At 73.7% G+C, this 25,530-nt stretch carries 18 protein-coding genes, 1 pseudogene and 2 riboswitches; of the genes and pseudogenes, 6 read left to right on the top strand and 13 right to left on the bottom strand.

All coding sequences use genetic code 11. From position 1 onward, the window contains the following. Positions 1-22: 22 nt before the first annotated feature. Positions 23-1,018, bottom strand: a complete 996-nt coding sequence (locus tag B9S64_RS26015) for an MBL fold metallo-hydrolase (protein WP_103489204.1) — start codon at positions 1,016-1,018, stop codon at positions 23-25. 408 nt (positions 1,019-1,426) lie between these two features. Here B9S64_RS26015 and B9S64_RS26010 point away from each other — a divergent pair, with 408 nt between their 5' ends. Further along, positions 1,427-2,314, top strand: coding sequence for an SIS domain-containing protein (locus B9S64_RS26010; protein WP_103489205.1), 888 nt, complete (start codon positions 1,427-1,429; stop codon positions 2,312-2,314). A gap of 256 nt (positions 2,315-2,570) precedes the next feature. On the opposite strand, the gene B9S64_RS26005 is transcribed toward B9S64_RS26010, so the two are convergent. Both B9S64_RS26005 and B9S64_RS26000 read right to left on the bottom strand, forming a co-directional pair. Continuing rightward, positions 2,571-3,149 (bottom strand): hypothetical protein, encoded by a 579-nt coding sequence (locus tag B9S64_RS26005; RefSeq protein WP_103489305.1) that lies wholly within the window; start codon positions 3,147-3,149, stop codon positions 2,571-2,573. Between the two features lie 257 nt (positions 3,150-3,406). Then, positions 3,407-4,246: a transglycosylase SLT domain-containing protein gene (locus B9S64_RS26000; protein ID WP_103489306.1), complete on the bottom strand. Its 840-nt coding sequence runs from the start codon at positions 4,244-4,246 to the stop codon at positions 3,407-3,409. A gap of 4 nt (positions 4,247-4,250) precedes the next feature. Continuing rightward, positions 4,251-4,436, bottom strand: a riboswitch (cyclic di-AMP (ydaO/yuaA leader). 356 nt (positions 4,437-4,792) lie between these two features. Here B9S64_RS26000 and B9S64_RS25995 point away from each other — a divergent pair. Then, positions 4,793-5,029 carry a hypothetical protein gene (locus B9S64_RS25995; protein ID WP_103489307.1) on the top strand — a complete coding sequence of 79 codons (237 nt, stop codon included), beginning with the start codon at positions 4,793-4,795 and terminating at the stop codon, positions 5,027-5,029. Between the two features lie 331 nt (positions 5,030-5,360). After that, positions 5,361-8,733 (top strand): annotated as a pseudogene (locus tag B9S64_RS25990) (pyruvate carboxylase). Positions 8,734-8,833: 100 nt separating this feature from the next. Here the strand turns inward: B9S64_RS25990 and B9S64_RS25985 are convergent. Then, positions 8,834-9,256: a hypothetical protein gene (locus B9S64_RS25985; protein ID WP_030631061.1), complete on the bottom strand. Its 423-nt coding sequence runs from the start codon at positions 9,254-9,256 to the stop codon at positions 8,834-8,836. A gap of 124 nt (positions 9,257-9,380) precedes the next feature. Further along, positions 9,381-11,177 (bottom strand): cytochrome c oxidase subunit I, encoded by a 1,797-nt coding sequence (gene ctaD / locus B9S64_RS25980; protein WP_103505093.1) that lies wholly within the window; start codon positions 11,175-11,177, stop codon positions 9,381-9,383. A gap of 616 nt (positions 11,178-11,793) precedes the next feature. On the opposite strand from ctaD, the gene B9S64_RS25975 reads away from it, so the two are divergent. Continuing rightward, positions 11,794-13,485 carry a GAF domain-containing protein gene (locus B9S64_RS25975; protein ID WP_103505094.1) on the top strand — a complete coding sequence of 564 codons (1,692 nt, stop codon included), beginning with the start codon at positions 11,794-11,796 and terminating at the stop codon, positions 13,483-13,485. Between the two features lie 40 nt (positions 13,486-13,525). On the opposite strand, the gene B9S64_RS25970 is transcribed toward B9S64_RS25975, so the two are convergent. After that, the gene (locus B9S64_RS25970) at positions 13,526-14,269 is read right to left on the bottom strand and encodes a response regulator transcription factor (protein WP_103489851.1); all 744 of its coding nucleotides are present in this window, start codon (positions 14,267-14,269) and stop codon (positions 13,526-13,528) included. A 339-nt stretch (positions 14,270-14,608) separates the two neighbouring features. Between B9S64_RS25970 and B9S64_RS25965 the strand changes: the two genes are divergently transcribed. Then, positions 14,609-15,943 carry a globin domain-containing protein gene (locus tag B9S64_RS25965; protein WP_103489849.1) on the top strand — a complete coding sequence of 445 codons (1,335 nt, stop codon included), beginning with the start codon at positions 14,609-14,611 and terminating at the stop codon, positions 15,941-15,943. On the opposite strand, the gene B9S64_RS25960 is transcribed toward B9S64_RS25965, so the two are convergent. Both B9S64_RS25960 and B9S64_RS25955 read right to left on the bottom strand, forming a co-directional pair. Then, positions 15,894-16,544 (bottom strand): vitamin K epoxide reductase family protein, encoded by a 651-nt coding sequence (locus tag B9S64_RS25960; RefSeq protein WP_103489847.1) that lies wholly within the window; start codon positions 16,542-16,544, stop codon positions 15,894-15,896. The genes B9S64_RS25965 and B9S64_RS25960 overlap by 50 nt on opposite strands. Then, positions 16,541-17,020: a hypothetical protein gene (locus B9S64_RS25955; RefSeq protein ID WP_103489846.1), complete on the bottom strand. Its 480-nt coding sequence runs from the start codon at positions 17,018-17,020 to the stop codon at positions 16,541-16,543. Before B9S64_RS25955 ends, B9S64_RS25960 begins: the two co-directional genes overlap by 4 nt. Positions 17,021-17,257: 237 nt before the next feature. Between B9S64_RS25955 and B9S64_RS25950 the strand changes: the two genes are divergently transcribed. Further along, positions 17,258-17,767, top strand: a complete 510-nt coding sequence (locus tag B9S64_RS25950) for a pyridoxamine 5'-phosphate oxidase family protein (RefSeq protein WP_103489844.1) — start codon at positions 17,258-17,260, stop codon at positions 17,765-17,767. A 12-nt stretch (positions 17,768-17,779) separates the two neighbouring features. Here the strand turns inward: B9S64_RS25950 and B9S64_RS25945 are convergent, their stop codons facing one another. From B9S64_RS25945 to B9S64_RS25925, 5 genes are read right to left on the bottom strand one after another with little or no spacing between them, the layout of a single operon-like run. Continuing rightward, positions 17,780-18,613, bottom strand: a complete 834-nt coding sequence (locus B9S64_RS25945; RefSeq protein ID WP_103489842.1) for an ECF transporter S component — start codon at positions 18,611-18,613, stop codon at positions 17,780-17,782. Then, positions 18,610-20,298 carry an ABC transporter ATP-binding protein gene (locus tag B9S64_RS25940; RefSeq protein WP_103505095.1) on the bottom strand — a complete coding sequence of 563 codons (1,689 nt, stop codon included), beginning with the start codon at positions 20,296-20,298 and terminating at the stop codon, positions 18,610-18,612. Before B9S64_RS25940 ends, B9S64_RS25945 begins: the two co-directional genes overlap by 4 nt. Further along, complete coding sequence (locus B9S64_RS25935; RefSeq protein ID WP_258317581.1) at positions 20,295-21,527, bottom strand: energy-coupling factor transporter transmembrane protein EcfT; 1,233 nt, start codon at positions 21,525-21,527, stop codon at positions 20,295-20,297. The genes B9S64_RS25940 and B9S64_RS25935 overlap by 4 nt, the downstream gene beginning before the upstream one ends. A 5-nt stretch (positions 21,528-21,532) precedes the next feature. Continuing rightward, on the bottom strand, positions 21,533-22,489 hold the full coding sequence (locus tag B9S64_RS25930) for a hypothetical protein (RefSeq protein ID WP_109492126.1): 957 nt from the start codon (positions 22,487-22,489) through the stop codon (positions 21,533-21,535). Continuing rightward, complete coding sequence (locus B9S64_RS25925; RefSeq protein ID WP_181387636.1) at positions 22,486-25,275, bottom strand: terpene cyclase/mutase family protein; 2,790 nt, start codon at positions 25,273-25,275, stop codon at positions 22,486-22,488. Before B9S64_RS25925 ends, B9S64_RS25930 begins: the two co-directional genes overlap by 4 nt. Before the next feature lie 119 nt (positions 25,276-25,394). Beyond that, positions 25,395-25,529: riboswitch (cobalamin riboswitch) on the bottom strand. Between the last annotated feature and the right edge of the window lies 1 nt (position 25,530).

Below are 25,530 nucleotides of genomic sequence, written 5' to 3'. Positions count from 1 at the left end.
CGGGTTCCTCTCCGGCGGGCCGTCACTCGGGGCCGCCACCGGTCACGGTGAGCTCCGTCGCGTGTGCGACGGCCGCCACCTCGGACATCACCTGGAGGACGCCGGGCAGGTCGGTGCCGTCGAGGTCGCGGTACTCGCTCCCGATGGTCACCACCAGCCGTTCGGGCAGTCCGAGCGCCGGGTAGCGGCCCTCGGCGATCACCCTGCGGGCGGCCTCGGTCGCGGGAACCCCGGCCGCGTGGAGGGCGTGGGCGCGTTCGCGTACGTAGGAGAGGTAGCCGATGTGTTCACGCACCCCGGCCCGGTCGAGTACCGGTCCGTGGCCGGGCACGATCACCTCGGCGCCGGTGGCGAGGACCTGCTCGCACGCGCCGATCACGTTGCTCAGGGGGCCGGCCCAGTGCACCGGGTGGTCCCCCGGCCGGTCCTCGGTGGAGGAGAAGATGACGTCGCCGCTGAACACCGTGCGCTGGGCGGGCAGATGGACCATGAGGTCGCCGGTGGTGTGCGCGGGCGGCAGAGCCGTGATCTCGACCGCGTAGTCGCCCACGGTCAGTTCGAGCTCTCCCGTGAAGTACGTCGTGGGCCGTACCGGTTCGGTGGCCGACCAGTCGAAGGCGCCGAAGTGGCGGCCGAGGTAGGCGCCGAGCGGGGTGGCCGGGTCGCTCCCGGTCACCAGGGCGTGCTGCTGCTGCGGAGTCGGGTCGTAGTGGATGTGCTCCCGGGCCTCCCGGGTCGCGATGATCTCCGCGTCCGGGAGCACGCCGGCGCCCCAGAAGTGGTCGCCGTTGGCATGGGTGACGACGACCCGGTCGACGCTCACCCCTTCGGGCAGCCGCTTCCGGCTCTCGGCGAGGAACTGGCCGGCGAGCACCGGGTCGTACGGGGTGTCGATCCAGAGCGCCCCACGCGGTGAGACGAGCAGACCGCAGTTGGCCAGCCCCCAGCCGCGTTGCGGAGGCAGCCAGGCGTACAAGCCCGTGCCGAGGTCAACGACGTCCCCACCCGTGATCGACATGCGCCGATTATGACGACCCCGAACCGTCCGCACGTTCGAACTCGGCCAACCCGCATCACAGATGACGCGAAATCGCCGCCCCTGCGGCTTGAACCGCCTCCGCGGGGCGGGCGTACGAGCCGTGCGCGACCGGTCCCGCCCGGACGATTTACCCCAGGATGACCTGGATTGCGGGGAATGCGGACGGGGAATCGGCGGCCGGGGGCGACAGATACCCGCTCGGCGGCAACGGAATCAGATCGAGCCGACCACCGAGGAGACATGACCGAAAATCGACCCTGCTCTCACCGCCCCCTCCTGCACCTCATGCTTGTTCTTGCTCAATTGACCGCTGTAGCATGCAGATTTGAACATCATGTGACTCGTTCATCCATGGGTGCGGCAGCAGCGGAAGCGGAGTGCAGAGACATGTCCCACGTCGAGACCGAGACAGCCGATCAGCCGGCGTGCTGGCGCCGCGCCGCGGAGGTGGCCGCCGAGCGGGCGGACGCCCTGCCCGCCGCCGGTGAGCGCGTGGCCGTGGTCGGCTGCGGCACGTCGTACTACATGGCCCAGGCCTACGCGGCGCTCCGCGAGGAGTCCGGCCAGGGCGAGTCGGACGCGTTCGCCGCCTCGGAGTTCCCCACCGGCCGGGCGTACGACCGTGTGGTCGCGCTCACCCGCTCGGGGACGACGACCGAGGTGCTCGAACTGCTGGCCCGGCTGCGTGGCGGTACGCGCACGGTCGTGGTGACCGCCGACCCCGCGACGCCCGTGCGGGAGGCCGCGGACGACCTGGTGGTGCTCGACTTCGCCGACGAACGGTCCGTCGTGCAGACGCGGTTCGCGACCAGCGCCCTCACCCTGTTCCGCGCGCATCTCGGACTGCACACGGACGCGGTCGTGCGGGACGCGGAGACCGCGCTGGCCGAGCCCCTGCCCGAAGGCCTGCTGGAGTGCACCCAGTTCAGCTTCCTGGGACGCGGCTGGACGGTCGGGCTGGCCAACGAGGCGGCGCTGAAGATGAAGGAGGCGTCCCTGTCCTGGACGGAGTCGTATCCGGCCATGGAGTACCGCCACGGCCCCATCAGCATCGCCACGGCCGGGACGGCGACGTGGATGCTCGGCGCGGCGCCGGACGGGCTGGCGGAGCAGGTGCGGGCGACGGGGGCCCGCTGGGTGGAGAGCGGCCTGGACCCGCTGGCCGAGCTGGTCAGGATCCAGCGGCTCGCGATCGCCCGCGCGGTGGCCCGCGGCCTCGACCCTGACCTGCCGAGGCACCTGACCCGCTCGGTGGTCCTGGACGCCGACGCCTGAGCGGTCGCGCACCGGCGCTCGCGCACCTGTGGGCGGCGGCGCGGTTCGGGCCGGGTGAGCGGGCTCGGTGTCCCGGCTCGAACCATCCGGCCCGACGTCCGGGCCCGGTGTGCGGGTGAGCAGGACCCGCACGGGCACACGGGAGAGCGCGGCCGGGCGCCGGAGTGCCGGGCGGCGGACGCCGAGGGCCGCCGCCCGCCGCTCTCACGGCGCGGCGGCCCGGCCCCCGTACGCGGAGACGAGGACCCGGACCGGGTCAGTCCTCCTCGAAGTAGGCGTCCAGCGCCGCGTCGAGCTCCGCCGTCCACTCCTTGAGCCTGCCCCTGGCCTCCGCCTCGACCTCGGCGTTGAACCACCGGCGGCTCGACAGGTGCACCGTCACGGTGAACCGGCGGCCGAAGCGCGAGGTCTTGACCTCGACGGCGCCGATCTCCGACCAGTCGAACTCCGCCTCCTGGTCGTCCAGCCGGAAGCGGACTCCCTCACGGTTCACCCGGATGGACCCGCGCCGGTCGCTGACCTCGAAGACAGGACCGTCCTCGGCCGGCTCCCGGTCCGGGCCCTGATCCTGGTCCTGGACCGGGAGCGCGTCGGTCTCCTCCGCGTCCGGGGAGGCCGCCGCCTCGCCCGCACCGGTGCCGGCCGCTGACGCGTCGCCGGGGGCCTCCTCCGCGGGCCCGTCGGACGCCTCGGGCTGCTCCCCCGGGCCCTTCGGCGCCTTCCTCGCCCCCTCACCGGCCGAGACCGGGACAGGGGCCGTCAGGCCGGGGATGAACGCCGGGTCGGTTCCCGCGGCGAACTCGGACTTGTTGGGTGACTCTATGCGCTGCTCCACGGCGGGCAGTATGGACGACGAACCTGTACGTGACCAGTCGCCCCGCTGCCCGTCCGGCCGCCACCGCGTGACCGTACGCCCCTGCGGGCCGCCCCCGGAGGCACCCCCGCCCGGTCGCGACCACGGGACGCGACGGCCCGGTGGTGCGTGTCTCCGGCGCGGAGGTCCCCATGGCACAAAACGGCCGCCGGGCGGCGCCGGTTCCGGAGAACCCGCGCCGCCCGGCGGCCGTGTGCCCACCCTCGGGCGGTGACGACTCAGTACGCCCCGAAGACGTTGTCGATCGAGCCGTAGCGGTCGGCGGCGTAGTTGCACGCGGCCGTGATGTTGGCGACCGGGTCGTAGCTGTCCATCGACGTACCGGGCACGTGGTAGGCCTGGAAGGTCGGGTCGATGACCTGGAGCAGGCCCTTCGACGGGACGCCGTTGATCGCGTTGATGTCCCAGTTGTTGATGGCCAGCGGGTTGCCGGAGGACTCACGCATGATGTTGCGGTGGATGCCCTCGTAGGTGCCGGGGATGCCGTGCTCGGCCATGACCGCCAGCGACTCCTTGATCCAGCCGTCCAGGTCGTTGGTGTACGCGACCGGAGCGGCCTCGACCGCGGCGACGGGGGTGCCCTGCGCGACGACCTCGTTGCCGGCGCTCTCCGTGCGGACCGCGGAATCCGAGGCCTCGGACGCGGAGGTGTCCGCCGCCTTGTTCTCGGTCCCGGCGGCCTTGTTCGCCGCGGACGCGACGGTGAGCTTCAGGCCCGGGTGAATGAGGTCGGGATTACCGCCGACGACCTTTCGGTTGTCCTTGTACAGCTGCTCCCAGCCACCGCTCACGGAATGGTCGCGGGCGATCTTGGCAAGGGAATCACCCAAGATCACGGAATACGTGGTGGTCTCCGAGTCCTTTCCGGAGATCGTCTTGCCGGACACCGGGGCCGAGACCGCCGCCTTTTCGGCCGCGGCCGGCTGGGCCGGGGCGGCGAAGGCACCGGTGGCGCCGATCACGGGAAGGGCGAGAGCGGCTCCACCCGTGGTCACGGCTATGACACCGCGAGTGAGTGAACTGCGCTTGGAACGACGGTGATTGGCCATTGCGGGCATGCTGAATTCCTCTCCGTCGCCTACGAAGTGAGCTGTCGGGTTCGAGCTGGAGATGCCCGGCCGCAGATGACTGCGGCTTCACCCCGAGCCGCTCCGGATACCGGATCGGCACTTACCTGGGTCCCCCGCTCCTGCCGTACGAGATGTGGTCGGGTTCCCGGACGGCGGCAGGATTCGGCGTTCCATCCGGAGTGAGGGTGACCGTAGGCGAGAAATGCCGAAAGGAACAAGCCCGAAATTCGTGATCACAATTCATCCGCATGATCAATTCACAGGAATTCGTGTAACCGGGCGCACACGGCCGCGCCAACTTCTCCGGCACAGAAGGGAACCGCGACCCCCTCCCGGACGTCCGCGTCGCGCCAGGGTGACCCTGGTCACTGCGTCCGATACGGGCGATTTGCACACCCCGAGCCACAGCGCGACCCGGAACGGCGTCACCCATCCAATAACACAACGAATAACACTTAAATGATTAAAACGGGCATACGGTTCACTGATGGCTGTACAGGCATAGAGCGGTCGCGTTGGTGGAACCGGTCCCGCATGACCGAGAGCCAGAGCCCCCACCTCAACCAGCCGCGGATCACCGTTCTGCCCGTCGAGCCGGGTGATCCGCCGTTCCGTCTCGTGGAGATCGACGGAGAGATCACCGGGGTCGCGTTCGGGATGACGGATGTGGTGGTCCTCGCCACGGCCGCCGGGATCCGGATCGACGACCTGGACGACCCGGCCTCGGTCCGGTGGGTGGGCGGCGGCAAGCTCACCTGGAAGCTGCACTGAGGGGCGGCACGACACCGGGGCACGGGACGGGCGCCGGAGCACCCGGGCGCGGGACGGGCGGCTGGCGGGCGTACAGCCCGCCTGAGGACGCCCCCACTCCCCCCCTCCCCGGTCCTCCGCCACCCGCCGGCGGACGTGACGCAGGCCATCGTCTCGCACCGGCGATCTCCGGGAAGGACTCCGGTACGGTGTCGAACGCTCCGGGCCCGAAGAACACCGCCCGGACGCCATCGCCACCACGTGACCACCGCGGATGCCGAGCCACGCATCCCGTGCGACGTCGCCGCCCGTCCTGTTGACCGCGCGCCTGTGACACGAGCTGGGGAGTCCGATGTTCGAGAAGGTATTGGTCGCCAACCGGGGAGAGATCGCGATCCGCGCGTTCCGCGCGGCGTTCGAGCTCGGGATCTCCACCGTCGCCGTGTACCCGTACGAGGACCGCAACTCCCTGCACCGGGCCAAGGCCGACGAGGCGTACCAGATCGGCGACCCCGGACACCCCGTGCGGGCCTACCTCTCGGTGGACGAGGTGATCAGGGCGGCCCGGAAGGCGGGCGCCGACGCCGTCTACCCGGGATACGGCTTCATGTCGGAGAACCCGGACCTCGCGGCCGCCTGCTCCGAGGCCGGGATCACGTTCGTCGGGCCGCCCGCGGCCGTGCTGAACCTGACCGGCAACAAGTCCCGCGCGGTCGCGGCCGCGCGCGAGGCGGGCGTGCCGGTGCTCAGGTCCTCCCAGCCGTCCGAGGACGTCGACACGCTCGTCGCGGCCTCCGCCGACATCGGCTTCCCGGTGTTCGTCAAGGCCGTCGCCGGGGGCGGCGGACGCGGCATGCGCCGGGTCGCCGAGGCCGGGGAGCTGCGCGAGGCGATCGACGCGGCGATGCGTGAGGCGCGCTCCGCGTTCGGCGACGCGACGGTCTTCCTCGAACAGGCGGTGATCAACCCGCGCCACATCGAGGTACAGCCTCGCCGACGCCGAGGGCGACGTCGTCCACCTCTACGAGCGGGACTGCTCGATGCAGCGGCGCCACCAGAAGGTCGTCGAGATCGCGCCCGCCCCGAACCTGGACCCGGAGCTGCGGGCGCGGATCTGCGCGGACGCCGTCGCCTTCGCGCGCCACATCGGCTACGTGAACGCGGGCACCGTCGAGTTCCTCGTCGACGAGCGCGGCAACCACGTCTTCATCGAGATGAACCCGCGCATCCAGGTCGAGCACACCGTGACCGAGCAGGTCACCGGACGCGACCTGGTGATCGCGCAACTGCGCGTCGCCGCCGGCATGACCCTGCCCGAACTGCGGCTGACCCAGGACGACATCACGCTGACCGGCACCGCCCTCCAGTGCCGCATCACCACCGAGGACCCGGCCAACGGCTTCCGGCCCGACACCGGCACCATCTCCGCCTACCGCTCCCCCGGCGGGCCCGGTGTCCGGCTGGACGGCGGCACGGTCCACACCGGCGCCGAGGTCTCCGCCCACTTCGACTCGATGCTGGTGAAACTCACCTGCCACGGGCACGACTTCGCCAACGCGGCACGGCGGGCACGGCGGGCCGTCGCGGAGTTCCGCATCCGCGGGGTCGCCACCAACCTGCCGTTCCTGGGGGCCGTGCTCGACCACCCCGACTTCCGGGCCGGGCACATCACGACCTCCTTCATCGACGAGCACCCGGAGCTGATCCGGGCCCGTCCGTCGGCCGACCGGGGCAGCCGCATGCTCAGCTACCTGGCCGAGACCACCGTCAACCGGCCGTACGGTCCGCGGCCGGCCGTCATCGACCCCGCGGACAAACTGCCCGCCCTGCCGCCCGGGACCCCTCCGGCCGGATCCCGGCAACGCCTGGCGGCCCTCGGCCCGGAGGCCTTCGCCGCCGAACTGCGCGCCCGGTCGGCCGTCGCCGTCACCGACACCACGTTCCGCGACGCGCACCAGTCGCTGCTGGCGACCCGGGTCCGTACCTGCGATCTGCTGGCCGTCGCGCCGCACGTCGCCCGGACCGCCCCGGAGCTGCTCAGCGTCGAGTGCTGGGGAGGCGCCACGTACGACGTGGCGCTGCGCTTCCTCGCCGAGGACCCGTGGGAGCGGCTGGCGGCGATCCGGGAGGCGGTCCCCAACATCTGTACGCAGATGCTGCTGCGTGGCCGCAACACGGTCGGGTACACGCCCTACCCCACCGAGGTCACCGAGGCGTTCGTCGCGGAGGCGGCGGCCACCGGGATGGACATCTTCCGGATCTTCGACGCCCTCAACGACGTCTCCCAGATGCGTCCGGCGATCGACGCCGTCCGCGCCACCGGCACCTCGGTCGCCGAGGTCGCCCTCTGCTACACCGCCGACCTCTCCGACCCCGGTGAGTCCCTGTACACCCTGGACTACTACCTCCGGCTCGCCGAGCAGATCGTGGAGGCGGGCGCGCATGTCCTCGCCGTCAAGGACATGGCCGGGCTGCTGCGTCCGCCCGCCGCCCGCACCCTGGTCACCGCGCTGCGCGAGCGGTTCGACCTGCCGGTCCACCTGCACACCCACGACACCGCGGGCGGGCAGCTCGCCACGCTGATCGCCGCCGTCGACGCGGGGGTGGACGCGGTGGACGCGGCCGTCGCCTCGATGGCCGGTACGACCAGCCAGCCCCCGCTGTCGGCGCTGGTCGCCGCCACCGACCACACCGAGCGCGCGACCGGCCTCTCGCTCCAGGCCGTGGGCGACCTGGAGCCCTACTGGGAGGCGACCCGCAAGGTGTACGCCCCCTTCGAGTCGGGGCTCGCCTCGCCCACCGGCCGGATCTACCACCACGAGATCCCCGGCGGTCAGCTCTCCAACCTGCGCCAGCAGGCCATCGCGCTCGGCCTGGGCGACCGCTTCGAACTCATCGAGGAGTGCTACGCCGCCGCCGACCGCATGCTGGGCCGCCTGGTGAAGGTGACCCCCTCGTCGAAGGTGGTCGGTGACCTGGCGCTGCACCTGGTGGGCGCCGGGGTCCGGGCGGCGGACTTCGAGGCGGATCCCGGCAGGTTCGACGTACCGGACTCCGTGATCGGGTTCCTGCGCGGCGAGCTGGGTGACCCGCCCGGCGGGTGGCCCGAGCCGTTCCGCACCCGCGCGCTCCAGGGGCGCCCGGCGAAGGCGGGGGTGCCGCAGCTGACGGACGAGGACCGGGAGGGGCTGGCACGCTCACCGCGCGAGACCCTGAACCGGCTCCTCTTCCCCGGCCCCACCAAGGAGTTCACGGCCCACCGCGAGGCGTACGGGGACACCTCCGTCCTGCCGACGCGGGACTTCCTGTACGGGCTGGAGACGGAGACCGAGCACACCGTCACGCTCGAACCCGGTGTCACCCTGCTGATCGAGCTGGAGGCCGTGTCCGAGGCCGACGAGCGCGGGTACCGCAGCGTACTGGCCACGCTCAACGGGCAGTTGAGGCCGGTGTCGGTGCGGGACAGGTCCGTGGCGACCGAGGTCAAGGCGGCGGAGAAGGCGGACCGCGGCAACGACCGCCATGTCGCGGCCCCGTTCGCCGGGGTCGTGACGTTGCAGGTGGAGGAGGGCGCCCCGGTGACAGCCGGTCAGACGGTGGCCACCATCGAGGCGATGAAGATGGAGGCGTCGATCACCGCGCAGGCGGACGGGACGGTACGGCGGCTGGCGATCGGCGGGATCCAGCAGGTCGAGGCCGGCGACCTGCTCATCGAGATCGGCTGACGGGCCCCGGCCGGTCCCGGCGGTACGCTGCCGGGCCGGCCGGCCGTGGTTGTCACGCCCCGCTCGGTGCGCCCGGCAGGCCGCCCCGCACAGGAACGGCTCAGCGCTCCCGCTCGGCCGGGTCGGACGCGGCGCGCTTCCCGGCCGGCCGCCGGTGCGCCTCCCGGTGCGGCCCGCGCGAGCGGCGCGGACCCGGACCGCGTCCGTGGCCGAACGCCGCCATGCACGCCTCCATCTCGCGCCGCTCCCGTCCCCGCAGCAGCCACGCCCCGATCGCCAGTCCGGCCACGGCGGTGGCGCCCGAGGCCGCCACCCCCGCGACCGCGACGAGCGGGACCGGGGTCAGCAGGAGGAGCGCCGTGAGGGCGGCGCACCCCCAGCCGGCCACGACGGCGGCGGCTCCCGCCCGCCGGGAATGCGGCCGGTCCCCGCCGGCCCGCAGATCGACGCAGGCGGGCAGATACCAGACGTTGCCCGCCAGGCAGACGACGGTGACTCCCAGTGCCAGGACACCGTGGGACATCGGACGGCACTCTCCTCGGGTCGGCCGTACGGGACGGCGGATCGGTCGTACGGGAACGGATCGGTCGTACGGGGAAATGGGGACGGGGGCGCCGGCAGGGCAGCCGGTCGTACGGGCCTGCGGGTCAGGGCCGGGCGGCGGCGTGGTCGAGTTCCGCGTGGTCGAGGGCGGCGATCTCCGGGTGGTGCAGGTCGAACGCCGGGGACTCGCTGCGGATCCGGGGAAGCGCCGTGAAGTTATGCCGGGGAGGAGGACACGAGGTGGCCCACTCCAGCGAACGGCCGTAGCCCCAGGGGTCGTCGACCTCCACCTTCTCGGCGTACTGGGAGGTCTTCCAGATGTTGTAGAAGAAGGGCAGGAACGACAGGCCCAGCAGGAACGAACCCACCGTGGAGATGGTGTTGAGCGCGGTGAACCCGTCGGCCGCGAGGTAGTCCGCGTACCGGCGGGGCATCCCCTCGGCGCCCAGCCAGTGCTGCACGAGGAAGGTGAGGTGGAACCCCGCCGTCAGCACCCAGAAGGTGATCTTCCCGAGGCGCTCGTCGAGCATCTTGCCGGTGAACTTGGGCCACCAGAAGTGGAATCCGGCGAACATCGCGTACACGACGGTCCCGAAGAGCGTGTAGTGGAAGTGGGCCACCACGAAGTAGGAGTCGGAGACGTGGAAGTCCAGGGGCGGGGAGGCGAGGATGACGCCGGTCAGACCGCCGAAGAGGAAGGTCACCAGGAAGCCCGTGGCCCAGAGCATCGGTGTCTCGAAGGACAGGGAGCCCTTCCACATCGTGCCGATCCAGTTGAAGAACTTCACCCCGGTCGGCACGGCGATCAGGAAGGTCATGAAGGCGAAGAACGGCAGCAGCACCCCGCCGGTGACGTACATGTGGTGCGCCCACACGGTGACGGACAGACCGGCGATGGACATGGTGGCGGCGATGAGACCGACGTAGCCGAACATCGGCTTCCGGGAGAAGACGGGCACGATCTCGGAGACGATGCCGAAGAAGGGGAGGGCGAGGACGTAGACCTCGGGATGGCCGAAGAACCAGAAGAGGTGCTGCCACAGCAGCGCGCCCCCGTTGGCGGGGTCGAAGATGTGCGAGCCGAACTTACGGTCCATCTCCAGCGCGAAGAGCGCGGCGGCCAGCACCGGGAAGACCAGGAGGACGAGCAGCGCGGTCAGCAGCACGTTCCAGGTGAAGATCGGCATCCGGAACATGGTCATGCCGGGAGCGCGCATGCAGATGATGGTGGTGATGAAGTTGACCGCTCCGAGGATGGACCCGAACCCGGACAGCGCCACCCCCATGATCCACATGTCGGCGCCGACGCCCGGGGAGTGCGTGGCGTCGGACAGCGGGGCGTAGGCGAACCACCCGAAGTCGGCGGCCCCCTGCGGGGTGAGGAAGCCGGCCGCGGCGATCAGCGAACCGAAGAGGAACAGCCAGAAGGCCAGCATGTTCAGGCGCGGGAAGGCCACGTCCGGCGCGCCGATCTGGAGTGGCATCAGCCAGTTGGCGAACCCGGTGAACAGGGGCATCGCGAACAGCAGCAGCATGATCGAACCGTGCATCGTGAATGCCTGGTTGAACTGCTCGTTGGAGATGATCTGGGTGCCGGGCCGGGCGAGTTCGGCGCGCATGACCAGCGCCATCACCCCGCCGATCAGGAAGAAGGCGAAGGCGGTGACGAGGTAGAGGGTGCCGATCTGCTTGTGGTCGGTGGTGGTGAGCCACGAGACGACGAGCCGTCCGCGCGAGGCCTTGGCCGCGCGGTCGCGTGGCACCGCCGCCGTGCCGGTCCCCGGGCCGGGGAGCGGGTCCCGGAGGCCCGCCGGTTCCGGGCCGTCGGGCCCTCGTCCGCCGGGGGGCTTGGGGCCCTGTGTCCCAGCGGCCTTGCTGCCCTGCGATTCCGTTGCGTCCACCGGACCGTGTCCTCCACCTCGTGCGGTTCTCCCTGCACACCCCCGGCCCGCCCGCCCGGGACGGGAGCGGCGGGGAGGGGGTGCGGCCGGGAAGGTCCGCGATCACGCGGGGGACGGAGCCGACCTTCCCGGCCGCACCATGGTGCTCGCGGGCCGTGGTGGTCTCCAGGGGCCGAGGGGGACCGTGGGGCGGGGCCGAGGGACACCTCCGCCGGGGGCCGGGGGGACCCGTGGACAGGGCCGACCGGCCCTGGTGCGGGACGCCCGGCCGTCCGCCGCGGGTGGCCGTCCGGTGGTCCGGTTCCGGGGTACGCGCCGGGCGCCGCCGTCTCCCGGCCGCCCGGGGCCCGGCCCGCCGGCTGCCGTAAACTGACCGCCCGTGGACCGGTCCCAGCCCCCGCGGTGAGCCGGTGAGCGATGCCCGGCCTACGGCACACGGATCCCAGAGAGCGGCACCCCGATGACAGACGCAGCATGCCCGGTGCCCCACTCCCCCGGCGCCTCCTCCCCCGCTCCCGTCCCCGGCACGCCGCGGCCCGTGTGCCCGGTCACGGGCGCGGGTTCCGCTCCGGATGCCGGACCGGGCAGCTGGCCGCAGCCCAGCCGGCCGGACCGGATGCGCGGCCTGCTGGACGCCGTGATGAGCCTGGGCCGGGGGCTGGAACTGCCCGAGGTGCTGCGCGGGATCGTCGAGGCGGCCGTCGCGCTGACCGACGCGGAGTACGGTGCGCTCGGCATCGTCGGCGACGGGCAGACCCTTCAGGAGTTCCTGACGGTCGGTATGTCGCCGGAGATGACCGCCAGGATCGGCCAGACCCCGTGCGGGCGCGGCATCCTCGGTGAGCTGATCCACCACCCCGAGCCCCTGCGGCTGACCGATCTGAGCACCCATCCGCACAGCTACGGCTTCCCGCCCCACCATCCGCCGATGCACAGCTTCCTCGGCGTCCCGGTGCGGGTGCGCGAGGAGGTCTTCGGCAATCTGTACCTCACCGAGAAGCGCGGCGGCCGGAGCTTCGACGCCGACGACGAGGCGGTGCTGACCACCCTGTCGATCGCCGCCGGGGTCGCCATCGACAACGCCAGGATGTACGAGGAGAGCCGCCGCCGGGAGCAGCGGCTGGAGGCGCTGGGCGAGATCACCCGCGCCCTGCTGTCGGGGACCGACGCCGACGAGGTGCTGCACCTGGTGGCCGAGCGGGCGATGGAGGTGGCGGGCGCCGACCGGGCCGCGATCCTGCTGCCCCCGTCGCTTCCGGGCGCGCCGGTCCAGCCGGAGGTCCCGGCCGCCCCCGACCGCCTGACCGTCCTGGTCGCCCACGGCCGGGACGCCGGCCGGGTACGGGGCCTGTCCGTCCCGGCGCCGGGGTCGCTGGCCGGGCTCGCCGCCCGCACCGGGACTCCGGTGCACTGCGCCGATGTGCGGACGGACCCCCGGGCCCATCCGTTCGGCGGCGGCGCCGAGGAGGGGCTCGGCCCGGTGGTCGCCGTGCCGTTGCGGGTGGGTACGGGGGCGCGGGGCGCGCTGCGGCTGGGGCGTCCGGCGGGCCGCCCGCCGTTCGACGACTCCGAGGTCGCGCTCGTCTCCGGCTTCGCCGACCAGGCGGCCATCGCCCTGGAACTGGCGCGCGGGCGGGCGGAGTCCGAGGAGCTCGCGGTCATGCACGACCGGGACCGGATCGCCCGCGATCTGCACGACCTGGCGATCCAGCGGCTGTTCGCGACCGGGATGACGCTCCAGAGCACCACCCGGGCCATCGCGGACCGCCCGGAGGCGGCCGAACGCGTCAGGCGCGCGGTGGACGACCTGGACACCACGATACGGATCGTCCGGTCCACCATCTTCGACCTGCGCACCACGGACGGTTCGGGCCACGGGGGGCTGCGGCACCGGATCGCGGAGACCGCGCGTACGGCGTCCCGCGCCCTCGGTTTCCGGCCGTCCGTGCGGATCGACGGTCCGGTGGACTCCGTGGTCCCCGACGAGCTGGCGGAGCATGTGGTGGCGGTCGCCGCCGAGGCGGTGTCCAACGCGTCCCGCCATGCCGGTGCGAGCCGTATCGACATCGCGCTCTCCGCCGACGAGGCGGTGACGCTGACCGTCACGGACGACGGCGTCGGGATCGGTTCCCCCGCCGACGGGGCCTCCCCTTCCGGTGGGGGCACGGACACGGACGGGCACGGGGTCCGGCGCGGCGGGGGTCTGGCCAACATGCGCAAGCGGGCCGAGCTGTGCGGGGGCACCCTGACCGTCGAGCGGCCCGCCGGGGGCGGCACCCGGATCAGCTGGCGCGCCCCCCTCGACTGAGCGCGCCGGCCCGGTGGTCCGCCGGGCCGTCGGCCGCCGGTCAGCGCCCCTGGGCCGGGGGCTGCCCCTGGCGTTCCCGGATGCGGCCGGCGAGCATCGCGGCCTGGATGCGGCGGCCCACGCCGAGTTTGGCGAGGATCGCGGAGATGCGGTTCTTGACGGTCTTCTCGGCCAGGAAGAGGCGTTCGGCGATCTCCCGGTTGGTGAGCCCCTCACCGATGAGATCGAGGATCTGCCGCTCCCTGGGGGTGAGCCGGTCCAGCTCCGAGACCTCGGGGGCGGGCGGGTTCTCGGCGCCGCGCAGGCGGGCCATCACCCGGGCGGTGGTGCGCGGATCGAGCATGGAGGTGCCGGAGGCGACCGTGTGCACGGCGGCGACCAGGTCGGCGCCGTTGATCTGCTTCAGCACATAGCCCGCCGCCCCGGCCATGATGGCGTCGAACAGCGCCTCGTCGTCGTCGAAGGACGTCAGCATCAGGCAGGCCAGACCCGGCATCCGGGCGCGCAGTTCCCGGCACACCTCGATACCGGCGTGGTCGCCGCCCCGGTCGTCGCCGAGCCGTACGTCCAGCACCGCGACCTGCGGCGCGGCGGCCGGCACCCGGGCCAGCGCCTCACGGGCGTCGGACGCCTCGCCGACGACCTCGATACCGCCGTCGGCCTCCAGCAGGTCGCGCACACCGCGCCGTACGACCTCGTGGTCGTCGAGGATGAAGACGCGCACCGGGGCGGCGGGCGGTGACGAGGGCGGGCTCGTCCGGGACTGCGCGGGATCGTCGTTCACACCATGCTCGATCGGTCGGGAATCGGGTCGGACGGCACCCAGTATGTGGGCACCCGCGGACCGGTCGGCGGCCGGGTTCCGCTGCACGTCGGCCCCGGTCGCGGAAGGGGCCGAAAGGCCCTGTGACCTGGGCCGGTCAGCACCGGACACCCGGTGCCATACTGACGCCGCCCGCACCGTCCGTACCCCAGGGACGTCCCGGTGCGGCCGAGGGCCGTCCCACCGTCCCTGGTCTCCGGGCGCCCCGGTCGTGCTGTGCGGTGCCGCAGCCGCCGGAGCGCGCCCGCCAGGGGGACGCCCCCGCACCCCCACCGCGCCGTCCCGAGGAGCCACCTGCCCATGAACACCCCGAGCGAGGACTACCACGCACTGCTCGCGCGGCACGACGCGATGCGGCTGCGCCGGCGCATCCTGACCCCGGAGGGGAGTTCCGGTGAGGCGGGGCGTCCGGCCCCTCCCCAGACGTACGACGGGACGGCCGACCAGCGGCTCGTCGAGGACTTCCTGCCGCTGGTGGGCCCGTTGGAGGAGCTGATCGGGGACCTGTACCGGGCGCTGTTCGACCGGCATCCGTACCTGCGCGCGCTGTTCCCCGAGTCGATGGCCTTCCAGCAGGCCCATCTGGCCGCCGCCTTCCGGTATCTGATCGGCAATCTGCACCGGACGGACGTGGTGGCCGAGCGCTTCACCCAGCTGGGGCGCGACCACCGCAAGCTCGGTGTGCGCCCGGCGCATTTCGCCGCGTTCGAGGGGGCGCTCGTCGAGGCGCTGCGCGCCCGGGGCGGGGCGCGGTGGACCGGGCCGCTGGAGGACGCCTGGCTGCGGATGCTGCGGCTGGCGGTGTCCTCGATGGTCCGGGGCGAGTACGAGGCGATCGCCGAACTCTCCAGCTGGGACGCCACGGTGACCGCCGTCGAGCCGCGCACCCCCGATCTCGCGGTCCTGCGGGTGCGGCCCCAGCAGCCCTACCCCTTCCGTGCCGGGCAGTACGCCTCGCTGGAGACCCCGCTGCTGGAGCAGGCCTGGCGTCCGTACTACCTGGCGCGGGCCCCGCATCAGGACGGGGAGCTCGAATTCCATGTACGGGCCCGTCGCGCCGGCGGGGTCAGCGACGCCCTGGTGCACGGCACCCGGCCGGGCGACACCCTCCGGCTCGGTGCCCCCCGCGGCATGCTGGCGCTGCCCGACGGCGCGGTGTCCGGCGACATCCTGCTGATCGCCTCGGGCACGGGCTGGGCGCCGATGAAGGCCCTGCTCCAGGAGATCGACGCCGCGTCCTCGCCCGGCACCCGGGTACGGCTGCTGCTGGAGGCCGGTGCCCCGGAGGACTCCCGGTCGGCCACGGGCATGTACGACACGGCCTACCTGGAGGCGTTCCGGCGCGGACGCCCCTGGCTGACCGTCCTGCCGACCCACTCGGCGGTGCACGCGGCGGGGGGCGCGCTGCGGGTCCTGAACGGGGTGCTGCCTCCTCACCCCGGGGCCTCCCGGCCGCCACACGCCTTCCTGGCCCTGGCCCCGGAGGCGTCCACGGCCGAACCGGCACGGGCGGTCGCGGCCGGACTGGCCGCCGCCGGGGTGCCCGCGGCCCAGGTCCACCAGGACGTCTCCGGGATCGCGGACGTCACAGGAGCGTCTGCCAGTACGACCAGAACCGGGTCCCTATCAGCGTGACGACGACCAGGCACCAGGTCACCGGGACCACGAGCGGGAACTCCAGCGCCGCCGCCACCAGGGCGCGCGGCGCGGGGAGCACGCCGTGGCGCAGGTTGTGCAGGGTGGTGTGCCAGAACAGGAAGACGGTGACCATCCACACGAGCACGCACCACAGGCACAGCGCGCCGATGTCGTAGAGCGCCTGGGTCATCAGCCACATGCAGAAGACGGCGCCGGCCAGCGTGCCGAGGTTCAGCCCCAGCCAGTACCAGGCCCGGTGGCGGGCGCCGGCCAGCAGTCCGGCGCCGATGGCCAGGACCACCGAGAAGCCGATCAGCCCGATGAGGGGGTTGGGGAAGCCGAACACCGACGCCTGCTCACTGCGCATCACGTCCGTGCAGGACAGCACGGGGTTGAGGGTGCAGGCGGGCACGAAGCCGGGGTCGGCGAGCAGTTCGAACTTGTCGACGGTGATCATGAAGGAGGCCACCAGGCCCAGGGACGCCATGACCACCAGCAGCAGGCCGAACCCCCGGCGCGCCCCGAAGTCCTCGGCGGTCTCGCCCTCGCCCGCCTCCCGCGCCGCGCCGGTCTCCGGCCCGCGTTCGGTCACCGTCATGCCGGCTCCCGTACGGAGCCCTCGGGCCAGACGACCTCGACCGGGATGCCCCGGGTACGGGCGAAGGCGACCAGGTGGGCGGTGGCGTCGCGGCCGTTGGAGTGCGAGCCGTCCCATACGGCGAACAGCGTCCCGCTCTCCTTGACGAGGCGTTCGTCGGCGCCGACACAGGCGTCGCGGTCGGCCGGGTCGAAGGCCAGCAGCCGTACCTGTTCGGCCAGGACCAGCAGTTCACCGGCGGCGAGCCGGTCCGGCTCCGGCAGCGGGGCGGGCACCACGCCCTGGGCCGGCAGCAGCACGGTCAGCTTCCGGCCGGTCTCCCGGGCGGCCCGCCCGAACACCAGGGGCAGCCCCGATCCGGCCCGTACGAGCGCGGCCGCGCCCTCGGCCAGACGTTCCAGCCGCGTTCTCAGCTCCGCCTCCACCAGTTCCAGGGTTCTGTTGCTGAGGTCCCTGTGCCCGACGACCGCGATCACCGCGTTCCCCTCCCGCGTGTCCTCGTCCCGCCCACCCGGCGGGCCGCGTCGCATGCCGCGGACCGGCACCGGTGCCGCCGTAGGACCGGTCCGCGGCATGCGACACAGGGCAGTGAACCCGGGTGGCCCCGGCCCGGCTAGGGCCGTTCGGCCCCGGGCCGTTCGGCCCTGTCGCCGGGCGGCGGCGCGCGGTGTACTCGTGCGGAGGCCGGCACACACAGGAGACGAGGCCGCACCATGATCCACCCACGGCATCAGTCGCCCCGTACGTCCACGCGTACGGTGAGGTCCACCCGCGCGGCGCCGTCCCCGCCTCCGGCACCACCGGGCCCCCTCGCGCCCCGCCACACGGTCGAGCTGACGGCACCGCAGGCGATGGCGCTGCTCGGTGGCGCGCCGCTGGGCCGGATCGTCTTCACCCGCCGCGCGCTGCCGGCCATCCGCCCGGTGAACCACCTGCTGGACGGCGGCCGGATCGTCATCCGTACCCACCGGGACTCGGAACTGTTCCACCAGGCCCGGCAGCACGGCGGGCAGGGGGTGGTGGTGGCCTACCAGGCCGACGACATCGACCCGTTGACGCATCTGGGCTGGAGCGTCGTGGCCACGGGGTACTGCCACCCCGTCACCGATCCGGAGGCGCTGCTGCGCTACGAGCGGCTGATCAGGCCGTGGCCGGACCGGCCGATGGAGGCCGCGGTGCGCATCAGCCCCGATCTGGTCACCGGGGTCCGGCTGACCGCCTGAGCCGCGCGGCCCTCACGCCCCGGGCACCTCCGGGGCCCTCGCGGCCTCCGCCTCCCGGAAGCGGACCGGGGCCTGGAAGCGGGCCCGGCGGGCGGCCCGGCGGAAGGTGGTGAGGACCGCCGGTCCGGCGAGGAGGACGCAGACCAGGTTGGTGACGGCGCGGCCGGTGTCCCAGCCGAGTGAGGTGGCGAGGTCGAAGGCCACGTAGCGGTGCCACTGCTCGGTGAAGGGCAGGCCGGGCAGGTAGGCGATCGAGCTGTTCGGGTCGAGGGAGAACGGCCAGAAGGACAGGTTGAGCAGGAACCCGAAGAGATAGCCGGACAGCGAGCCGTAGACGGCCAGCATGACCACTTCGCGCCGCCCGGTGGCGCGGGGCAGGAATCCGGCGAGCATGCCGACGAAGGCGCAGCCGAACATCTGGTACGGCATCCACGGGCCCACCCCGCCGGTGATCAGCGCGGAGGTGAACAGGGAGGTGCAGCCGAGGGTGAAGCCGAAGCCGGGGCCGTAGACCCGGCCGGCCAGGACGAGGACGAAGAAGACGGTCTCGATGCCCGCCGTTCCCGCACCCAGCGGGCGCAGGGCGGCGTTGACGGCGGACAGCACGCCGAGCATCGCCAGCGCCTTGGAGTCGATGCCCCCTTCGACGATCTCGGAGAGCACGACGCACAGGACGAGGACGAGCAGGACGCCGAAGATCAGCGGCGGCGCGTAGTTCGAGCCGAACGTCGCGGGCGCGACGACGAACGGCCAGAAGAAGGCGACCGCTCCGAGGAACGCGGCCAGGGCGATGACCACTCCGGCGCGCGGGGTGAGGCGGATCGCCGAGGCGGGGCGGATGCTCACGCGTCCGCCCCGCTTCCGGGGCCCGCCGGGCCGGTGGCGAGCCGGTCGAGGGCGGAGGTGACCTGGTCGACGGTGAGGAACGGCAGGGGCGCGAGGATCTTGGCGGTCTGCGGGGCGAAGACGGGGGAGGCGACGATGACGTCGCGGGTCGGCCCGTCGGCGACGACGTCGCCCTGGGCCATGACGACGACGCGGTCCGCCGCGCGGGCCACGAACTCGACGTCGTGGGTGGCGATCACCACGGCCCGGCCTTCCCCGGCGAGCGTGCCGACGATCCGGATCAGCTCCGTCTTGGCCCGGTAGTCGAGTCCGCGGGTGGGTTCGTCGAGGAGCAGCACCCGCGGCGCGGCCGACAGCTGGATCGCCAGGACCAGGGCGAGCTTCTGGCCCTCCGACAGGTCCCGGGGGTGGGTGGCGCCGTCGATGCCGGGCGCGAGCCGGTCGAGGAGGGCGCGGGCGGTTCCGGCCCCCGGTCCGGCGACGGCCGATTCCCGGTCGGCCTGGGCGAGTTCCTGCCGGACGCTCTCCAGGTAGAGGAGGTCGGACGGGGTCTGCGGGACGAGTCCGACGGCGCGGCGCGCCAGGGCCGGGGCCATGGTGTGGGGGTCCCCCGGCGCCTTGCCGTCCGCCGCCGGGGTGACCTCGACGGTCCCCGAGGTGCGGGGGCCCGAGCCCTGGAGGGCCCACAGCAGGGAGGACTTGCCCGATCCGTTGCGTCCCATCAGCGCGGTGACCTGGCCGCCGTGCAGGTCGAGGCCGACCTCCCGTACGGCGGGGACCCCCTGGTAGCTGACGGTGACGCCCCGCGCTTTCAGCAGCCCTTCCTCCGCCCGGCCCGCGCCGTGGCGGGGCGCGGCGGGCGGGGGCGGTTGTCCGGCGAGGCGGCCCCGCAGGGGGGCCGCGGCGCGGCGGGCGTCGCGGATGGAGAGGGGCAGGGGCGACCAGCCGGCCGCGCGGCCGAGGTCCACGATCGGGGGCGCGATGGACGACGTACGGAAGATCTCGGCGGGCGGTCCGTCCACCACGTGTCCGTCGCCGGGGAGGTGGAGCACCCGGTCGGCGTACTGGACGACGCGTTCCAGGCGGTGTTCGGCCATCAGGACGGTGACGCCGAGGTCGTGGACGAGGCGGGTGACGGCCGCGAGGACCTCCTCCGCCGCGCTGGGGTCGAGGGCCGAGGTGGGTTCGTCCAGGACGAGGACACGGGGGTGGGCGGTGAGGACGGCCCCGATGGCGACCCGCTGCTGCTGTCCGCCGGAGAGTTCGTACAGCGCGCGGCGGCGCAGGTCGGCGAGGCCCAGCAGGTCCAGGGTCTCCTCGACCCGCTTGCGCATGACGTGCGGGGCGATGGCCAACTGCTCCATCGTGTAGGCGAGTTCCTCCTCGACGGTGTCGGTGACGAATCCGTCCAGCGGGTCCTGTCCGACGACACCGACCACATCGGCGAGTTCGCGGGGCGGATGGTGGGCGGTGTCCCGGCCGTCGACGGTGACCCTGCCGTACAGGGTGCCGCCGGTGAAGTGCGGGACGAGGCCGTTGACGGTGCCGAGGAGGGTGGACTTGCCGACGCCGGTGTGCCCGACGACCAGGCAGAGTTCGCCCTCCTCGACGGTGAGGTCGACGTCTCTCAGCGCGGGCCGGTCCGTGTCGTCGTACCGGACGGAGACCTGTTCGAAGGTGATCACGTGGTCGCGGCTTTCTCCGTGCGCCGCGCGGGCACGACGCGCGGCTCGGTCGGCGGCGGGGCGAGGAACCCGGCCGTTCCGGCGAGCAGGATCGCCAGGGTCGGCACCGGCGGCAGGGTCGGCCAGCTCAGCGGGTAGATGGAGGGGTTCAGCTCGGCGGCGTCGAACCCGATGTTCGCGAACAGCAGGAGCGCGGAGAGCACGCCCGCCCCGGCGACCGCCCATTCGGGCAGGCGCCACGGGTCGGGGCGGTAGGTGGTGCGGGTGACCCGGCGGCCGCCGGTCCGCAGGCCGCCCACGCACAGCAGGGCGCCGACGCCCAGGGCGGGCAGCCCGAGGAAGGCGGGCGCGGTGGCGTCGAGGAGCCCGTAGGCCCCGGCGCACAGTCCGCACATGCCGAGCAGCATCAGCGCCCCGGTCACCCGGCGGGAGCGGCGGCTCGCGGTGCCGGCGCGCCCGTACCCCCGGGAGTCCATCCCGGCGGCGAGGCGCAGTGAGCGTTCCAGGGCGTCCTCCAGGACGGGTACGACGATGCCCCGCAGCGCTTTGAGACCCTTGCCGCGGCCCGCGCGCAGTCGGCGGGCGCGGGCCACGCGCTGGACGCTCTGCACGAGTTGGGGCGCGACGCTGATCGCGACGGTGACGGCGACGCCCAGTTCGTGCAGGGCGCCGGGCAGCACCCGCAGGGCGCGTTTGGGGTTGGCCAGGGTGTTGGCGGCGCCGATGCAGCAGAGCATGCACGCCAGGCGGAGCCCGTCGGTGGCGGCCGACAGGAGGGCCTCCAGGGAGACGGGTCCGCCGAGCTGGATGCCCGCGTACCAGTCGGGGGTCGGGATGTGCGGGAGCGCGAAGAGGAAGTGGTCGTGCGGGGTGATGCCGGTGGCGAAGACGGCCCGGAACAGGACGCGGATCGCCACGACGGTGGCGGCCAGGTAGAGGTAGTACACGAATCCCCTGGCCCAGGGTGCCTCGGTGCGGCGGGCGGTCACGACGTAGCCGAGGACCGCGAGCACCAGGAAGAGCAGCAGCGGGTTGTTGGTGCGGCTGACGGCGGTGGCCAGGGCGAGCGCCCAGATCCACCAGGCGACCGGATGCAGGATCCGGGGGAGCCGTCGCCCGCCGGTGTCCGGGGCGACGCGGCCGGGTGAGGGCGTACCGGGGCCGGGCGGAGTCGTCGCGGCGCGGCCGGGCGGGGGCGGGCCGGCGGGGCCGGGGTCGGTGCGGGCCACGGGCGCTACGCGCCCCGGCGTCTGTGCCGGGCCGCGAACACGGCCGCCACGCCCACGAGCAGGACCAGCGCGCCTCCCGCCACCACGGGCACCATCGACCCCGCGTCGTGCTTCGCGTCCGCGGCCGGGGCGGCGTCGAGGACCCGGGTGTCGCCGGACCCGTCCGCCGGACCGGTGGTGGCGGGCGGTGGCACCTCGGCGGACTCGGTGGGCCCGGGGGACCCGGTCGGCTCGGCCGTCTCGCCGGGCGAGGGGCTGGAGGACGCGGTGGGGGACGGGCTCGCGGGCGGTTCCGGGGCCGTGGGGGCCGTGGGCCGCTTCGGCTCCGTCGTCACCGGGGCGGGGCCGGTGTCCGTGCCGGGCGGCAGCGCGGGAGCGTGTGCGGTCGAGGCCGGCTCGCCCCCGCCGCTGGGCCTGGTGTTGTGGGCCCGGAGCTGGTCGGGGGTGATCTGGGGGCGGCCCTGGGTGCCCCCGATGTCGGTGCCGCCGAAGATCCACAGGTCCACGCTGCCCGGCTTCGGCTTGTAGAGCATGGCGCCGAGCTGGCTGTACTCCCAGTCGTCCGCCCCGGGTCCGGCGTGCCAGTAGGACCAGTAGGCCGAGGCGGGCGGGGTGAGGACGCAGTCGTCCTGCTCGGGCGGCGGGAACTGTTGGCCGTCGCGGTAACCGCTGTAGCCGATGCGGCAGATGAACGCCGGTCCGTCGTGCCCGGTACCGGTGGTGCGCCAGCCTCCCTGGTTGAGCAGTTCGTAGCCGGTGGTGGGCGTCGAGCCGCAGGAGCGGTAGACGGGCCCGCCCCACCGGCTGAAGTCGACGGCGAGGACCGCCCCCGAGCCGGTGGTGCACCGCCCCATCGGCTGCGGGGCGGCCCCGGCGGGTGCCGCGCCCGTGGTCAGGGCGGCGAAGGCCAGGGCGAGCGCGGCCGTCAGCCGGGCAACTCGCCGCGCGGGCGGGAGGCTCATGGCCGCCCCCCTGCGGCCGTACGGCGGCGGGCGAGGACCACGGCGGCCCGGCCCGCGGCGACGAGCGCCACCCCGCACGCCGCGAGGAGACCGGCCTGTACGCCGGTGGAGGCGAGCGCCCCGCCGCCGCCGGTGCCGCCGCCGGTGTCCACGATGCCGCCGGTGCCGCCGTCCGTGCCGCCGGGGGTGACGATGACGGGGGTGGAGGGGTTCACGGTGGGTGTGGGCAGCGGGGTGGTGCCGGTCAGGTCGCGGTCCAGGGCCCCGAAGGAGATGCCGGTGGATCCGCCGACGGCCTGGGTGGACGCCCGCACGTCGGAACCGCGCTGGCCCTCCTTGGCGACGTTGAAGCCGCCGTCGGTGTTCTGCTGGGAGGCCAGGAACGCCCTCGCCTTCGCGATCCGGTCGGCGTACTTCGGCGCGTCGAGCGAGAGCCCCTGGACGGCGAGGGCGGCGGAGTTGACCGAGTTGCCCGCCGCGCCGGGGAAACCGCCGTCGGGCAGCTGCCGGCCCGCGATCCAGTCCAGCGCCTCGGCCACGGCCGTCCGGGCCTCCTCGCCGCCCGCCAGGTCCAGGGCCATCGCGGCGATGGCGGTGGAGTCCACGTCGGCGTCCCCGGTGGAGGGGATCAGGCTGGGCCACGCGCCGCTGTCCAGCTGGAGGCTCTCCAGGTAGGCGAGCGGTTTCCGCACGGCCGCCTTCTCGCCGGCCCGCGACTGGGCCATGACCGCGAGGGACTGGCCGAACACGGACTCCGTGTAGGTGTACGCCCCCTCGGCGGCGCACTTCCGGTCCGGGCTCTCGGTCGGCGCGGCGCACACGGCCGCGCCGAGTGCGGCGATCAGGTCCCCGCCGCCGAAGTTCCGGGGGTCGCGGCCGACCGCCTGGGCCAGCAGGGCCGCCTTGCCGAGCTGCCCTCCGAGGACGTACGGCGTGTCGATTCCGGTCCAGTCGCGCACGGTGCGACCCTCGCCGTCCTTGCCGCCGTCGTCGAGGAAGTCGACGATGCCGCGCAGCGCGTTGTCGTCGAGCCCGGTGGCGGCGAGCGCGTAGGCGCCGTCGACGGTGAGACCGAAGTCCGCCCGCTCCGTGCCGGGTACGGCCGGGTAGTAGTGGCCCCCCGAGAGCTGGGCGGGGGCGGTGAGGTAGGCGACGCCCCTGGCGAGGTCGGGACCCTCGCCCGCCGGTGCCGTGGGGCCGGTGGTGGGCGGCCCGGTCGTGGGCGGCCCGGTGACGGGCGGCGAGGTGGTCGGCGGGTCGGTGGGCTCGGGTGCCGCCGTCGTCAGCCGTGTCAGGTCGGTGCCCGTACCGGCGAGGACGGCGGGCGACGTCGGGTACAGCGCCGGGTCGGTGGCGCCCTCCTCGAACCCGAAGCCTCCGCCCGCCAGTTGCTCACCGGCGAGCCAGGAGACGGCCGCGTCGGCCCGCTCGGTGTCGCCCAGCGTGCGGAGGGCCTGTGCCGCGTAGGCGGTGGCCGTGACGCTGCCGGTCGTGGATCCCGTCCAGCCGGGGAACGAGCCGTCCTCGCGCTGGGCCGTGCCGAGATAGGTCCGGGCCTTGGCGACGGCCGCGTCGTGACCGCCCGCCCGGTGCAGGGCCAGGGTCACCAGGCCGGTGGTGGCGGGGTCGCCGTCGCAGTACTCGCCGGGGCGGATGAGGATGCTGGTGACACCGCCGTCGTCGCACTGCACCTGGGTCAGCCGGTCCACGGCGGCGGCCGGGGGCTTCACACCGGCCCGCAGCAGCGCCAGCACGGCCAGCGCCTGGCCGTCGGCGTACGTCGCGTTGCGGAAGTCGCCCTCGGCGGTGCAGCCGGGCGTGGGGCCGCCGCCGGAACCGGGCCCGGAGGCGCAGACGTGGGCGGCCAGGTCGCCGACCAGGTCGTGTCCCCCGAAGTCCCTCGGGTCGGCTTCCGTGATGTCCGCGAGCAGGGCCAGGCGGGCTGCGGCGGTCGCGTCGGGGGCCTGGTCCGTGCCGGCCGGGTAGGCGTAGGCGTCGGTGCGGGCGGCGAGGAAGGACGTGACCTGGTCCAGGGTGGCGCTCGCGCCGTCCGCCGCGGCCAGGGCGTACGCGGCCTCCGTGGTCAGCGGCAGGTTGGGGGTGTCGGCGCCCTCGTCGACGACGCGTTCACCGTCCGTCAGTCCGCTTCTGACCCATGCCGCCGCGGCCGGTACGTCGATCCGCCCGGCCGGGGCCGTGGGGGTGGTGCCGGGGCCCGGTGTCGTACCACCGCCGCCGATCCGCACGTCGTCGGGGGTGAAGGCGGGTTGGCCCGTGGTGCCGCCGATGTCGGTGCCGCCGTACACCCAGGCGTCCACGTCGCCGTCCCGGAGCGTGCGGGCCATGGCGCCGTACGGGCTGTAGCGCCACGTGTCCTGGCCGGGTGAGGCGATCCAGTACGACCAGTAGGCGGTGGCCTGCGGGGTGAGGACGCAGGCCTCCTTGTCCTCGGTGGGCTGCTGGACCTCCGAGCCGTAGCCGATGCGGCAGATGAAGGCGGGCCCGTCGTGCTGGGTGCCGGTGGTGGTGAACCCCGCCTCGTGGAGGAGTTCGTAGCCCGTCGTCGGTGTGGTGTCGCAGCCGCGCCGGACCGTCCCGCCGAAGGGGCCGAAGTCCACGGCGACCACGGCGCCCTTCGTCTCGGTGCAGGCGTCGAGGGGGTCGGCGGCCGCCGGGGCGGCGGTGACGAACGTCGTGCAGGCGGCGACCACGAGGCCCACCGCCGACAGCAGCGCCGGCAGGCCCGTGGCCCGGCGCCGTGCGCCTCTTCGTCTTCCGGTCCCCACCGCGGCCCCCTCGTCCTGATGTCCGCGGGCACACGAACGTGGCGAAGGGCCGTGACCGCGGCGGCGTGTGCCGCACGGCAGGGCTGGTCGACCACGCCGTAGTCCGCGACGGCGTTTCTCGCTGAAGATCTCGTCCCAGGTGTTCCGGCTCGCCCGGCGGTGCCGGGCCTACGGTTGCGGGTCAGCGCCGGGTTTCGACCGGCTTCCCCTGGAACTCAGTGCGTATCAGGCGGATTTGAGCACGCGTCCATGGAC

The organism is Streptomyces sp. SM18, from assembly GCF_002910775.2.
In the GTDB taxonomy this organism is placed as follows: Bacteria; Actinomycetota; Actinomycetes; order Streptomycetales; family Streptomycetaceae; genus Streptomyces; species Streptomyces halstedii.
Note: the sequence above shows the minus strand (reverse complement) of the source record. Positions and strands in the feature narration are given on the sequence as shown.